This window comes from Streptomyces sp. NPDC058758 (assembly GCF_042746075.1).
GTDB lineage: Bacteria > Actinomycetota > Actinomycetes > Streptomycetales > Streptomycetaceae > Streptomyces.
In genome coordinates, this window is record NZ_JBHYPS010000008.1 from 54,407 (window position 1) to 68,038 (window position 13,632).

Sequence of the window (13,632 nt, forward strand, 5' to 3'; positions counted from 1 at the left end):
TCCTTGCCAGGAGCGACCGGCCCGGCCGTACACTGGCCGGGGGTTTCCTGGCACTCGGGCAGGGCGAGTGCCAAATGCGGAGCAACCGGAACGGCTGGAACGGGAGGTGTGCGCGTGCTGAGCGAACGCAGACTCGAGGTGCTGCGCGCCATCGTCCAGGACTACGTCGGGACCGAGGAGCCGGTCGGTTCCAAGGCGCTCACCGAGCGCCACCGGCTCGGCGTCTCCCCGGCCACCGTGCGCAACGACATGGCGGTGCTGGAGGAGGAGGGCTATATCGCCCAGCCCCACACCAGCGCCGGACGGATCCCCACCGACAAGGGCTACCGCCTCTTCGTGGACCGGCTGGCCGGCGTCAAGCCGCTGTCGACCCCCGAGCGGCGCGCCATCCACAACTTCCTCGACGGGGCCGTGGACCTCGACGACGTCGTGGGCCGCACGGTGCGGCTGCTCGCGCAGCTGACCCGGCAGGTCGCCGTCGTCCAGTACCCGTCGCTGACCCGCTCCTCCATCCGGCACGTCGAGCTGCTGGCGCTGACCCCGGCGCGGCTGATGCTCGTCCTCATCACGGACACCGGCCGGGTCGAGCAGCGGGTGATCGACTGTCCCGCGCCCTTCGGCGAGACCTCCCTCGCCGATCTGCGGGCCCGGCTCAACAGCCGGGTCGGCGGCCGTCGCTTCGCCGACGTGCCGCAGCTGGTGCAGGACCTCCCCGAGTCCTTCGAGGAGCCCGAGGACCGCGCCACGGTCTCGACCGTGCTCGCGACCCTCCTCGAGACGCTCGTGGAGGAGCACGAGGAGCGGCTGATGATCGGCGGCACCGCCAATCTCACCCGCTTCGGACACGACTTCCCCCTGACCATCAGGCCCGTCCTGGAGGCACTCGAGGAGCAGGTCGTGCTCCTCAAGCTCCTCGGCGAGGTCAAGGAATCGGGCATGACCGTACGCATCGGGCACGAGAACGCCTATGAAGGGCTGAACTCCACGTCCGTCGTCTCGGTCGGCTACGGTTCGGGCGGCGAGGCAGTCGCCAAACTCGGCGTGGTCGGACCGACCCGCATGGACTACCCCGGAACGATGGGAGCGGTACGCGCAGTGGCACGTTACGTCGGACAGATCCTGGCGGAGTCGTAAGTGGCCACGGACTACTACGCCACACTCGGCGTACGCCGCGACGCGTCCCAGGACGAGATCAAGAAGGCCTTCCGCCGCCTCGCCCGCGAGCTTCACCCGGACGTCAACCCGGACCCGAAGACGCAGGAGCGGTTCAAGGAGATCAACGCCGCCTACGAGGTCCTGTCGGACCCGCAGAAGAAGCAGGTCTACGACCTCGGCGGCGACCCGCTGTCCAGCTCCGGCGGGGGCGGCGCGGGCGGCTTCGGGGCCGGTGGCTTCGGCAACTTCTCCGACATCATGGACGCCTTCTTCGGCACGGCCTCGCAGCGCGGACCGCGCTCGCGGACCCGCCGCGGCCAGGACGCCATGATCCGCCTGGAGATCGACCTCAACGAGGCGGCCTTCGGCACCACCAAGGACATCCAGGTCGACACGGCCGTCGTCTGCACCACCTGTTCGGGTGAGGGCGCCGCCCCCGGCACCTCCGCGCAGACCTGTGACATGTGCCGCGGCCGCGGCGAGGTGTCGCAGGTGACCCGATCCTTCCTCGGCCAGGTCATGACCTCCCGGCCCTGCCCCCAGTGCCAGGGCTTCGGCACCGTCGTCCCGACCCCGTGCCCCGAGTGCGCGGGCGACGGCCGGGTCCGCTCGCGCCGCACGCTGACGGTCAAGATCCCGGCCGGCGTCGACAACGGCACCCGGATCCAGCTCGCGGGCGAGGGCGAGGTCGGCCCCGGCGGCGGCCCCGCCGGCGACCTGTACGTCGAGATCCAGGAGACCCCGCACGAGGTCTTCCAGCGGCGCGGCGACGACCTGCACTGCACGGTCACCCTCCCGATGACGGCGGCGGCGCTCGGCACCAAGGTGCAGCTCCAGACGCTCGACGGGCTGGAGGAGATCGACATCCGTCCGGGCACCCAGTCGGGCCAGTCGGTCCCGCTGCACGGCCGGGGCATCACCCACCTGCGGGGCAACGGCCGCGGCGACCTGATCGTCCACGTCGAGGTGCAGACCCCGTCGAAGCTCGACCCCGAGCAGGAGCGCCTGCTGCGCGAGCTGGCCAAGCTGCGGGGCGAGGAGCGGCCCACGGGCCAGTTCCAGCCGGGCCAGCAGGGCCTGTTCTCGCGTCTGAAGGACGCGTTCAACGGGCGTACGTGACCGCGGAAGGACGCGTTCGACGGGCGTACGTGATCTCTGGGTGAGAGGGGCGGCACTCTGAGTGCCGCCCCTTTCCCGTGCCCGGGAACGGGCATGACACGATGCCCATATGTCCACCACCGAGCTGAACGATCTCTTCCGGTACCCGATCGTGCAGGCCCCCATGGCGGGTGGCGCTTCCTGTCCCGAACTCGTCGGCGCCGTCTGCGAGGCCGGTGCGCTCGGTTTCCTCGCCGCCGGCTACAAGACGGCCGGCAGCCTCTACCAGGAGATCAAGCAGGTCCGCGGGCTGACCGGAAAGCCCTTCGGCGTCAACGTCTTCATGCCCCAGGGCGGCCCCACCGCCGACCCCGCGGCCATCGAGGTCTACCGCCACCAGCTCGCCGGCGAGGCCGGGTGGTACGAGACCCCGCTCGGCGACACCGACGGCGGCCGGGACGACGGGTACGACGCCAAGCTGGCGATCCTCCTGGAGGACCCGGTCCCCGTCGTCTCCTTCACCTTCGGCTGTCCGAAGCCCGAGACCTTCGAGGCCTTCGCCCGCGCCGGTACGTACACGATCGTCACCGTCACCTCCGCCGAGGAGGCCAGGACCGCACGGGAGGCCGGGGCCGACGCGCTGTGCGTCCAGGGCGTCGAGGCGGGCGGCCACCAGGGCTCGTACCGCGACGACCCCGCCGAGGACCAGTCCGGCACCGGCCTGCTCGCCCTGCTCGCCCAGGTCGGGGAGGCCACCGAGCTGCCGCTCGTCGCCGCCGGCGGCCTGATGCGCGGCGCGCAGATCGCCGCCGTCCTCGCCGCCGGAGCCGGCGCCGCCCAGCTCGGCACCGCCTTCCTCGTCTGCCCCGAGTCCGGCGCCCACCCGCTGCACAAGCGGGCCCTGACCGACCCGCTCTTCCACCGCACCGCCCTCACCCGGGCCTTCTCCGGCCGGCCCGCCCGCGGCCTCGTCAACCGCTTCATGCGCGAGCACGGGCGGTACGCCCCCGCCGCCTACCCGGAGATCCACCACCTCACCGCCCCGCTGCGGAAGGCCGCCGCCACCGCCGGAGACGCCCAGGGCATGGCCCTGTGGGCCGGCCAGGGCCACCGGCTGGCCCGCGAGCTGCCCGCCGCGGAACTCGTCGGCGTCCTCGCCGCCGAACTCGACACCGCCCTCACCGACCTCGCCGACCCGGCCTTCAGGAGTGCCCCATGACCGCCCCCGTCTTCGTCGTCGACGCCGTCCCCGGCGCCGGCACCTTCGTCCTGGAGGGGCCCGAGGGGCGGCACGCCGTCTCCGTGAAGCGGCTCCAGGCCGGCGAGGCACTCGTCCTCACCGACGGCCGGGGCCACTGGGCCGAGTGCGCGGTGCGGGACACCGAGGGCAAGGACCGGCTGACCGTCGAGGTGACGGCCGCGCACGAGGAGCCCGGGGAGGAGCCGCGGATCACCGTCGTCCAGGCCCTGCCCAAGGGCGACCGGGGCGAACTGGCCGTCGAGACCATGACCGAGACCGGCGTCGACGCGATCGTGCCGTGGGCGGCCTCCCGCTGCATCACCCAGTGGCGCGGCGACCGCGGCCTCAAGGCGCTCGCCAAGTGGCGCTCCACCGCCCGCGAGGCCGGAAAGCAGTCCCGCCGCACCCGCTTCCCCGAGGTCGCCGACCTCATGACCACCAAGCAGGTCGCCCAGCTGCTCGCCGGCGCCGACTTCGCGGCCGTGCTCCACGAGGACCGCGACCACCCGAGCGGCGCCCTCGCCACCGCCGAACTCCCCGCGAAGGGCTCGATCGTGCTGGTCGTCGGCCCCGAGGGCGGCGTCTCCCCGGAGGAGCTGGCCGTCTTCGAGGCGGCGGGGGCGAAGCCGTACCGCCTCGGCCGGAGCGTGCTGCGGACCTCCACGGCGGGCACGGCGGCCACCGCCCTCGTCCTCGCCCGCACCGGCCGCTGGAGCTGAGCCCGGCCTCGCGGGGGACCCGCTGTCCAAGCGCCCCGGGTCTTTTCTAGGCTGGCCCCCATGGCCGACGAGTCCCCCCTGATCAGCAGTCTGCGCGCCGCGCTCGCCGCCGCCCCCGGCGACGTGCCCCTGCGCCTCCACTTCGCCGAACTCCTCCTCGCCCAGGGGCGGAACGACGAGGCCGTCGCCGAGGCCGCCGTCGCCCTCCAGCACGCGCCGGGGGACGCGGACGCCCGCGCGCTCATGGTCCGCGCCATGGGGATGCCGCCGGCGGCGCCCGAGCCCCCGGCCGTACGGCCCGAGACCGCGGAGCCGCCCGCGCCCGGTCCCGTACGACCGCCCGCGCCCGGTCCCGGGCCGGCCGAGCCGAAGCCCTCCTTCGACTGGGCCGCCGCCGAGGAGCAGGTTTCCGACCTCGTCGGCCCGCGGTTCCTGGAGGAGCCGCAGGCCGACGGCGGGGACGGGCTCGCCGGGGACGCCGCCGCCTGGGACGTGGACGCCCCCGGGGCGGTGCGCCTCGCCGACGTCGGCGGCATGACCGACGTCAAGGACCGGCTCGAAGCCGCCTTCCTCGCCCCCATGCGCAACCCGGAACTGCGCCGGCTCTACGGCAAGTCGCTCCGCGGCGGGCTCCTCCTCTACGGCCCTCCCGGCTGCGGCAAGACCTTCATCGCCCGGGCCGTCGCCGGCGAACTCGGCGCGAACTTCCTCACCGTGTCGCTCTCCGACGTCCTCGACATGTGGATCGGGGCCTCCGAGAAGAACATCCACGACATCTTCGAGACCGCCCGCCGCCAGGCCCCCTGCGTCGTCTTCCTCGACGAGCTGGACGCCCTCGGCGGCAAGCGCTCCCGCACCCACAGCAACGGGCTGCGCAACGTCGTCAACCAGCTCCTCACCGAACTCGACGGCATCGCCTCCGGCGCCGGCAACGAGGGCGTCTTCGTCCTCGCCGCCACCAACGTGCCCTGGGACGTCGACCTCGCCCTGCGCCGCCCCGGCCGCCTCGACCGCACCCTCCTCGTGCTGCCGCCCGACGCCGCCGCCCGCGAGGCGATCCTCCGCTACCACCTGCGCGAGCGGCCCATCGAGGCCGTCGACCTCGGCAAGCTCGTCAAGGTCACCGAGGACTTCTCCGGTGCCGACCTCGCCCACCTGTGCGAGACCGCCGCCGAGGCCGCCCTCCTGGACTCCGCCCGCACCGGCTCCGTCCGCCTCATCACCACCAAGGACCTGCTCGGCGCCGCCAAGCAGCTCCGGCCGTCCACCGAGCCCTGGTTCGCCGCCGCGCGGAACGTCGCCATGTTCGCCAACGAGGGCGGCCTCTACGACGACCTCCTCGCCTACCTGAAGCGGAAGCGCAAGCTGTGACCACCCCCGCCACGCCCGCCGGACCCGCCACGCCCTCCGCGCTCGCCCGGGCCGAGGCGCTGTACGAGGCCGGGCGGTACGAGCAGGCCGGCGAACTCGCGGCCCGGCACCTCGCCGAGGACCCCGAGGACGCCGACGCGCTCACCCTGCTCGCCCGGTGCCGGCACCGGGCGGGGGACCACACGACCGCCCTCGCCGCCGTCGAGCAGGCCCTGCGCGCCGAGCCCGAGCTGGTCATGGCGCACCTGATGCGCACCCAGATCCTGCTCGCCCTCAAGCGGTACGGGGAGGCCGAGGCCGCCGCCCACCGCACGGTCGAGCTGGCGCCGCGGTTCTGGGGCAGCCACTACGCGCTCGGCACCGCGCTCGCCGAGACCGCCGAGGCCGGCCGCGGCCGCGACCTCGCCAGGACCACCGCCGCCTACGAGGCCGCGCGGACCGCCGTCGCCCTCGGCCCGGAGGAGGACGCCGCCCACTTCCTCGTCGGCCTCACCGCCCAGCGGCGCGGCGACCACGCCACCGCCCGGCGGGCGTACGAGACCACCCTGCGGCTCAACCCGCAGAGCAGCGAGGCCCACAACAACCTCTCCCTGCTGAGGCTCCGCCGCCGCTGGCTGCGGCGCGGCGCCTGGACCCAGGCCGCCGAGGGCTTCGTCGCCTCCGCCGCCCTCGACCTCACCGACCGCAAGGCCCGCTTCAACCTGGAGGCGATGGCCTGGGGCACCGCCGCCGGCGCCCGCTGGGTCGCCCTGCTCGGCTTCCTCGCCTCCGCGCTCGGCTCCGCCCCCGTCCGCACCGGCGCGACCGGCGCCGACGCCGTCGTGCCCTTCGCCGTCGGCGCCGTCGTGCTCGTCGGGGCCTGGGCCGGCTGGGCCGTGTGGATGGCCCGCCGGGTGCCGCCCCGGCTGCGCCGCCCGCTGCTGCTGGTCGCCCGCAACTGCCGGCCGGTGCTCGCCATGGCCGCCGCCGTGGGCCTGCTCGGCCTGTACTCGGCGGTCACCCTGGCGCTCTGGTCCTTCGACGCCGGGGTCGTCGGGGCGCTCGGCACCCCGCTCTTCTGGGCCGTGGTCATCACGTACTGGGTGAGCCGCTCGGCCCTCAACCGGCGGATGCCCAAGGACTGACGGGGCCGCCGGATAGCATGCGCAGGTACTGACCACCCGAGGGCGAGGAGGCCCGGAGCATGGCCGGAGAGCCGCAGAGCGACTGCCTGTTCTGCAAGATCGTGGCAGGGGAGGTGCCGGCGACGCTCGTCCGCGAGACGGAGACCACGCTGGCCTTCCGCGACATCAACCCGCAGGCGCCCACCCACGTGCTCGTCATCCCGCGCCTCCACTACCCGGACGCCGCCTCGCTCGCCGCCGCCGCGCCGAGCGTCGCCGCCGACGTGCTGCGCGAGGCCGGCGAGGTCGCCGAGCAGGAGAAGGTCGACGGCAGCGGCTACCGCATCGTCCTCAACACCGGCGCCGGCGCCGGCCAGACCGTCTTCCACGCGCACGCGCACGTGCTGGGCGGCCGCGGCCTCAACTGGCCCCCCGGATAGGACCGGCCCGTGTCCGTCCGCGAACTCGTCGTCCTCGGCACCGCCAGCCAGGTCCCGACCCGGCACCGCAACCACAACGGCTACCTGCTGCGCTGGGACGGCCACGGCCTCCTCTTCGACCCCGGCGAGGGCACCCAGCGCCAGATGCTGCGCGCCGGGGTCGCCGCGCACGACCTGAACCGGATCTGCGTCACGCACTTCCACGGCGACCACTCGCTCGGCCTGGCCGGGGTGATCCAGCGGATCAACCTCGACCAGGTCCCGCACCAGGTCACCGCGCACTACCCGGAGAGCGGCCGGCACTTCTTCGAGCGGCTGCGGTACGCCACCGCCTACCGCGAGTCCGTCGAACTGGCCGAGGCACCGGTCGCGCGGGACGGCGTCCTCGCCGTCACCGAGGCCTTCACCCTGGAGGCCCGCCGCCTCTCCCACCCCGTCGAGTCCTTCGGCTACCGGCTGGTCGAGCCCGACGGGCGGCGGCTGCTGCCCGCGCGGCTCGCCGCGCACGGCATCGAGGGCCCCGACGTGGGCCGGATCCAGCGCGAGGGCGTCCTCGACGGCGTCACCCTGGACGAGGTGAGCGAGGTCCGGCGCGGGCAGCGCTTCGCCTTCGTCATGGACACCCGGCTCTGCGACGGCGTGCACGCCCTCGCGGAGGGCGCCGACCTGCTGGTCATCGAGTCGACCTTCCTCGACGCGGACGTCCGCCTCGCCGAGGACCACGGCCACCTCACCGCCGGCCAGGCCGCCGCCGTCGCCCGCGACGCGGGCGTGCGGCACCTCGTCCTCACCCACTTCTCGCAGCGCTACTCCGACCCGGAGGAGTTCGAACGGCAGGCCAGGGCCGCCGGATTCGAGGGCGAGCTGAGCATTGCCCAGGACCTCATGCGGGTCCCCGTACCGAAGAGATAGAGCACCACCCATGCCCCTCCCCAAGGCGGAACTGCACCTCCACATCGAAGGCACCCTCGAACCCGAGCTGGCCTTCGCGCTCGCCGAGCGGAACGGGGTGACGCTGCCGTACGCGGACACCGCCGGGCTGCGCGAGGCGTACCGCTTCAGCGACCTCCAGTCCTTCCTGGACCTGTACTACGCCCTGATGGCGGTCCTGCGGACCCCCGAGGACTTCACCGACCTCGCCGACGCCTACCTGGAGCGGGCCGCCGCCCAGGGCGTCCGGCACGCCGAGATCTTCTTCGACCCGCAGGCGCACACCTCCCGCGGCGTCCCGATCGGCACCGTGATCGAGGGCCTGGCGGCCTCCCTCGACCGGGCCGAGGAGCGGTACGGGGTCTCCACCCGGCTCATCCTGTGCTTCCTGCGCGACGAGTCCGCCGAGTCGGCCCTCGCCACCCTGGAGGCCGCGAAGCCGTACCTGGACCGGATCACCGGCGTCGGCCTCGACTCGGCCGAGGTCGGCCACCCGCCGGCGAAGTTCCGCGAGGTCTACGAGGAGGCCGCCCGGCTCGGCCTGCGCCGGGTCGCCCACGCGGGCGAGGAGGGCCCGGCGGCGTACGTCCGCGAGGCCCTCGACGTCCTCGGCGTGGAGCGGATCGACCACGGCCTGCGCTGCATGGAGGACCCGGAGCTGGTCGAGCGCCTCGCCCGCGAGCGGATCCCGCTCACCCTCTGCCCGCTGTCGAACGTCCGGCTCCGGGTGATCGACACCCTCGCCGACCACCCGCTGCGGGAGATGCTGGACGCGGGGCTGCTGGTGACGGTGAACTCCGACGACCCGGCCTACTTCGGCGGCTACGCCGGCGACAACTACGACGGCGTCCGCGACGCCCTGGCGCTGGAACCGGAGCAGCTGCGCACCCTGGCCCGGCACTCCTTCGAGGCCTCCTTCCTGGAGGACGACGAACCCCGCCGGGCCCGCTACCTCGCCGAGGTGGAGGCGTACCGCTTCTAGCGGCGGCGCAGCCCCGCTGCGGACCGTGAACCGGCACGGCGGGCTGTGCCCGGCCGTGGCGGACGCGGGGGCGGAGTCCGGGCGGCCGTCCACCGGGTGCCCTGCGATCCGTCCGCCGAGCGCCTCCGGTGGCTCGCGCCCCTCCGACTTGGGCGCCCGTCAGCCCCGGTCCGACGGGCGGGCCAGACGGAAGGCGGACCGGACGGGACGGCGGCGGGCGGGTGCCGGGGCCGGGATCGTGGCGATCTGCTGCTCCGGGGCGCCGACCTGGGGCAGCAGGGCCGTCGTCGCGGGCGCCGCGCCCGCCACGAACGCGGCGGGGGCGCCGCCCCGGCGGCGGATCGAGCCGGGGACCAGGGGGCGGCCGGAGGCGTGCCGGGCCACCGCCGTCATGGGGACGGCCACCAGCAGCAGGAGACCGGCCAGGACCGCGCCCATGCCCGGGTAGCCGGCCGTCTCGGAGAGGACGCTGCCGGCCAGCGGGCCGCAGGCCGTGCCGAGCGAGGACGCCGAGCCGACCAGGACGGCCCAGCGGCCGCGCGGGTCGAGGGAGGCGGCGAGGCCCAGGAGGTAGGAGAGGACCACCGGGTAGACGGCGTTCCACAGGATCTCGCCGGCCGCGAAGGAGGCCAGGCCGCCGGCGGCCGAGCTGAGCAGCACGCAGGCCGCGATCAGGACCGTGCCGGCGCCGATCGGCACCGCGCGGCCGAGCCGTGAGCCGAGCGCCCCCGCGGCCGTGACCCCGGCGAGGCCCGCGCCGAGCGCCAGCGCGAAGACCGCGCCGACGGTCACCTCGGAGAGCCCCGCCTGGCCGGTGCCGATCCGGCCGCTCACGCCCCAGAGGGCGTTCTGGGCGAGGGACCAGCAGAGGAGGCAGCCGGCCAGCACGGCGCCCGCCCGGCGGTACGGCAGCGGTCCCGCCGCCGGGGCCCGCATCCCGCGGGCGCCCCGGTCCGCCCGGACGGTCCCCGGCAGCCGGCCGGTGACCGGCCAGACCAGCACCGCCGCGCAGGCCAGCGCGAGGAGCGGCAGGGAGTGGCCGCCGCCGAGCCGGGGCAGCGTCAGGTAGAGCGCGCCGGCCGTGGCCGAGACCGACAGCAGGCCCAGGGTGGAGGCCCGCTGCGGGTCGGGCCGCCCGGCGATCCCGGAGGCCGCCACCGCCGTCGCCGTGCCCGAGCCGAAGCCGCCGAGGACCACCCCGGCGACCACCAGCGGCAGGGTGCCGGTCGCGGCGGCGGAGCCGTACCCCAGGGCCATCGCGAGCAGTCCGAGGCGGGCCGTCCGGCGCGGGCCGATCCGCTCCACGCGCGCGGCGAGCGTGAAGCCGGCGGAGGCGGAGCCGAGCAGCAGCACCGAACCGACCAGGCCGGCCTGGGAGGGGCCGAGGCCGAGTCCGGCGGCGAGCCGGCCGACGACGGTCGGCAGCAGATACGGGGCGAGGTAACCGGCCGAGAAGAGGGCGACGAGGGCGGCGAGGGCCCCTCGGGCGCGTGGGCGCGACGGCATGGGCGTTCCAGGAACTGAACGGGGGAATGAGACGGCGCCCGGTGATCCACGGGGTCGCGGCACCATGTGTATCAAGCAACCGAATGGGCGGAGAAGGCACTCTCCCCCGATTCGTCCTGTGATACGGGACACAATCGGTTTGGATGGGGAGATCCGGGGTATCCAGCGGCGATCCGTCGCGTCACCCCTGCCTCCCCGGCCCCATCGGGCACACTGTCCGGATCGGCACCCGGTGCCGATCCCGCCGCACCACGACCGGGGAGTTCGCCGTGAGCACAGCCAGCGGAGACCAGCGCGAGGACGAGCGCGAGGACGAGCGCGGGGGCCGGCGCGCGGAGCCGTACGGCCCCGAGGCCGGCATCGACCCGCTGGAGACCGTCCGCGAGCCCGCCGACCCGGCCTGCGACGTCTTCCTCACCGGCACCGTCTTCCTCGACATCGTCTTCACCGGCCTCGACAGCGCCCCCGTGCGCGGCACCGAGTCCTGGGCCCGCGGCATGGGCTCCAGCCCCGGCGGCGTCGCCAACATGGCCACCGCCCTCGCCCGCCTCGGCCTGCGCACCTCCCTCGCCGCCGCCTTCGGCGACGACCACTACGGCGAGTACTGCTGGGACGCCCTCGAACAGGGCGAGGGCATCGACCTCTCGCTCTCCCGCACCGTCGCCGGCTGGCACTCCCCGGTCACCGTCTCCATGGCCTACGAGGGCGAGCGCACGATGGTCTCCCACGGCCACGAGGCGCCCCGCCCCGACGGCGCCCCGGTCCGCCCGCCGCGCGCCCGCGCCGCCGTCGCCTCCCTCGCCCCCGGCCGCACCGAGGAGTGGGTCGCCCGCGCCGCCCGCGACGGCGCCCGGGTCTTCGCCGACGTCGGCTGGGACGACACCGGCCGCTGGGACCTGGCCGGCCTCACCGACCTGGAGCACTGCGAGGCCTTCCTGCCCAACGCCGCCGAGGCGATGCGCTACACCCGCACCGACTGCCCCCGCGCCGCCGCCCGGGCCCTCGCCGACAAGGTCCGCTACGCCGTGGTCACCCTCGGAGCCGAGGGCGCCTACGCCGTCGACGGCGCCACCGGCGAGACCGCCGAGGTCCCCGCCATCCGCGTCGAGGCCCTCGACCCCACCGGCGCCGGCGACGTCTTCGTCGCCGGATTCGTCACCGGCACCCTCGCCGACTGGCCGCTCGCCGACCGGCTCGCCTTCGCCGGCCTCACCGCCGCCCTCTCCGTCCAGGAGTTCGGCGGCTCCCTCTCCGCCCCCACCTGGACCGAGATCGCCGCCTGGTGGCAGCACGTCCAGCACGACGACCGCCAGGACCCCGAGGCGCTGCGCGCCCGCTACGCCTTCCTGGAGGACCTCCTCCCCGCCCCCGCCCGCCCCTGGCCGCCCCGCCGGGCGGTGCCCACCATCGGCTTCCGGGCGGCGGTCCCGTAAACCGCTTCGGACACGGCGGCCCCAGGTCGTAGGCTGGGGAGCGAGAGGTTGTCGAGCAGCGAGAACCGCGCAGCAGGAGGTAGGCGCAGGCCAGAGGGCCGGCCCATGACGCAGACACCCACAGCTCCCCACGGAACGCCGGGCGAGGCCCGGGCCCACTTCGCGGTGCCCGCCAAGCACCCCATGGTCACCGTCCTCGGTTCCGGCGACTCCCTGCTCCGGGTCATCGAGCAGGCCTTCCCCCGGGTGGACATCCACGTCCGGGGCAACCAGGTCAGCGCGGTCGGCGACGCCGTCGAAGTCGCCCTCGTCCAGCGCCTGTTCGACGAGATGATGCTGGTGCTCCGCACCGGACAGCCGATGACGGAGGACGCAGTGGAACGCTCCATCGCCATGCTCAAGGCGAGCGAGGACGGCGAAGGCACGGACGAGACCCCGGCGGAGGTGCTCACCCAGAACATCCTGTCCAGCCGGGGCCGCACCATCCGCCCCAAGACGCTCAACCAGAAGCGGTACGTCGACGCCATCGACAAGCACACGATCGTCTTCGGCATCGGCCCCGCGGGCACCGGCAAGACCTACCTGGCCATGGCCAAGGCCGTGCAGGCCCTCCAGTCCAAGCAGGTCACCCGGATCATCCTGACCCGCCCGGCGGTCGAGGCCGGCGAGCGGCTCGGCTTCCTGCCCGGCACGCTCTACGAGAAGATCGACCCGTACCTGCGCCCGCTCTACGACGCCCTGCACGACATGCTCGACCCGGACTCCATCCCCAAGCTGATGGCGAGCGGGACGATCGAGGTCGCGCCGCTGGCGTACATGCGCGGACGCACGCTCAACGACGCGTTCATCATCCTCGACGAGGCGCAGAACACGAACCCCGAGCAGATGAAGATGTTCCTCACCCGGCTCGGCTTCGACTCGAAGATCGTCATCACCGGTGACGTGACCCAGGTCGACCTGCCGAACGGCACGAAGAGCGGCCTGCGGCAGGTCCAGGAGATCCTGGACGGGGTCGACGACGTCCACTTCTCGCGGCTCACGTCCCACGATGTCGTCCGGCACAAGCTCGTCGGCCGTATCGTCGACGCGTACGAGAAGTACGACAGCGCCAACGAGCAGCGCACCGGCCGCAACGGGAAGTAGAAGCACCGCACATGTCGATCGACGTCAACAACGAGTCCGGCACCGAGGTCGACGAGCAGGCGATCCTCGACGTCGCCCGCTACGCCCTCGGGCGCATGCGCATCCACCCGCTCTCCGAGCTCTCGGTGATCGTGGTGGACGCGGAGGCGATGGAGCAGCTCCACATCCAGTGGATGGACCTCCCCGGACCGACGGACGTCATGTCCTTCCCGATGGACGAGCTGCGCCCGCCGGCCAAGGACGACGAGGAGCCCCCGCAGGGGCTCCTCGGCGACATCGTGCTCTGCCCCGAGGTCGCCAAGAAGCAGGGCGAGGACGCCCCCACCCGGCACTCCATGGACGAGGAGCTCCAGCTCCTCACCGTCCACGGCGTCCTCCACCTGCTCGGCTACGACCACGAGGAGCCGGACGAGAAGGCCGAGATGTTCGGCCTCCAGGCCGCCATCGTCGACGGCTGGCGCGCCGAGCGGGGCCTCACCGGCCCGTCCCCGGCCCCCACCGTCAACTGACCC

13 protein-coding genes are annotated in these 13,632 nt (G+C 74.3%); 12 read left to right on the plus strand and 1 reads right to left on the minus strand.

The window, feature by feature from the left end; translation table 11 throughout:
- Positions 1-114: 114 nt before the first annotated feature.
- The 9 genes from hrcA (at position 115) to ACFW6A_RS12875 (ending at position 9,038) form a co-directional block, all read left to right on the plus strand.
- Entirely contained in the window at positions 115-1,134 is a 1,020-nt protein-coding gene (hrcA, locus tag ACFW6A_RS12835) for a heat-inducible transcriptional repressor HrcA (protein WP_043221611.1), read from the plus strand.
- On the plus strand, positions 1,135-2,274 hold the full coding sequence (gene dnaJ, locus ACFW6A_RS12840; protein ID WP_351851530.1) for a molecular chaperone DnaJ: 1,140 nt from the start codon (positions 1,135-1,137) through the stop codon (positions 2,272-2,274).
- A 109-nt stretch (positions 2,275-2,383) separates the two neighbouring features.
- On the plus strand, positions 2,384-3,472 hold the full coding sequence (locus ACFW6A_RS12845; RefSeq protein ID WP_351851533.1) for a nitronate monooxygenase: 1,089 nt from the start codon (positions 2,384-2,386) through the stop codon (positions 3,470-3,472).
- A complete protein-coding gene (locus ACFW6A_RS12850; protein WP_351851535.1) occupies positions 3,469-4,212 on the plus strand; it encodes a 16S rRNA (uracil(1498)-N(3))-methyltransferase in 744 nt (247 codons plus the stop codon). The genes ACFW6A_RS12845 and ACFW6A_RS12850 overlap by 4 nt, the downstream gene beginning before the upstream one ends.
- A gap of 60 nt (positions 4,213-4,272) precedes the next feature.
- Positions 4,273-5,583, plus strand: a complete 1,311-nt coding sequence (locus ACFW6A_RS12855; protein WP_351851537.1) for an ATP-binding protein — start codon at positions 4,273-4,275, stop codon at positions 5,581-5,583.
- Positions 5,580-6,707 carry a tetratricopeptide repeat protein gene (locus tag ACFW6A_RS12860; protein ID WP_351851539.1) on the plus strand — a complete coding sequence of 376 codons (1,128 nt, stop codon included), beginning with the start codon at positions 5,580-5,582 and terminating at the stop codon, positions 6,705-6,707. The genes ACFW6A_RS12855 and ACFW6A_RS12860 overlap by 4 nt, the downstream gene beginning before the upstream one ends.
- 59 nt (positions 6,708-6,766) lie before the next feature.
- Positions 6,767-7,126 carry a histidine triad nucleotide-binding protein gene (locus ACFW6A_RS12865; RefSeq protein ID WP_351851541.1) on the plus strand — a complete coding sequence of 120 codons (360 nt, stop codon included), beginning with the start codon at positions 6,767-6,769 and terminating at the stop codon, positions 7,124-7,126.
- Positions 7,127-7,135: 9 nt separating this feature from the next.
- Complete coding sequence (locus ACFW6A_RS12870) at positions 7,136-8,038, plus strand: ribonuclease Z (RefSeq protein ID WP_351851544.1); 903 nt, start codon at positions 7,136-7,138, stop codon at positions 8,036-8,038.
- A gap of 10 nt (positions 8,039-8,048) precedes the next feature.
- On the plus strand, positions 8,049-9,038 hold the full coding sequence (locus tag ACFW6A_RS12875; RefSeq protein ID WP_351851547.1) for an adenosine deaminase: 990 nt from the start codon (positions 8,049-8,051) through the stop codon (positions 9,036-9,038).
- Between the two features lie 159 nt (positions 9,039-9,197).
- Here ACFW6A_RS12875 and ACFW6A_RS12880 read toward each other — a convergent pair whose 3' ends face one another.
- Positions 9,198-10,544: an MFS transporter gene (locus tag ACFW6A_RS12880; RefSeq protein WP_386478109.1), complete on the minus strand. Its 1,347-nt coding sequence runs from the start codon at positions 10,542-10,544 to the stop codon at positions 9,198-9,200.
- 359 nt (positions 10,545-10,903) lie between these two features.
- On the opposite strand from ACFW6A_RS12880, the gene ACFW6A_RS12885 reads away from it, so the two are divergent.
- The 3 genes from ACFW6A_RS12885 (at position 10,904) to ybeY (ending at position 13,629) form a co-directional block, all read left to right on the plus strand.
- Entirely contained in the window at positions 10,904-11,977 is a 1,074-nt protein-coding gene (locus tag ACFW6A_RS12885; RefSeq protein WP_351851603.1) for a PfkB family carbohydrate kinase, read from the plus strand.
- 105 nt (positions 11,978-12,082) lie between these two features.
- On the plus strand, positions 12,083-13,120 hold the full coding sequence (locus ACFW6A_RS12890) for a PhoH family protein (protein WP_351851549.1): 1,038 nt from the start codon (positions 12,083-12,085) through the stop codon (positions 13,118-13,120).
- Positions 13,121-13,131: 11 nt separating this feature from the next.
- The gene (ybeY, locus tag ACFW6A_RS12895) at positions 13,132-13,629 is read left to right on the plus strand and encodes an rRNA maturation RNase YbeY (protein WP_351851552.1); all 498 of its coding nucleotides are present in this window, start codon (positions 13,132-13,134) and stop codon (positions 13,627-13,629) included.
- The last annotated feature ends 3 nt before the right edge of the window (positions 13,630-13,632 follow it).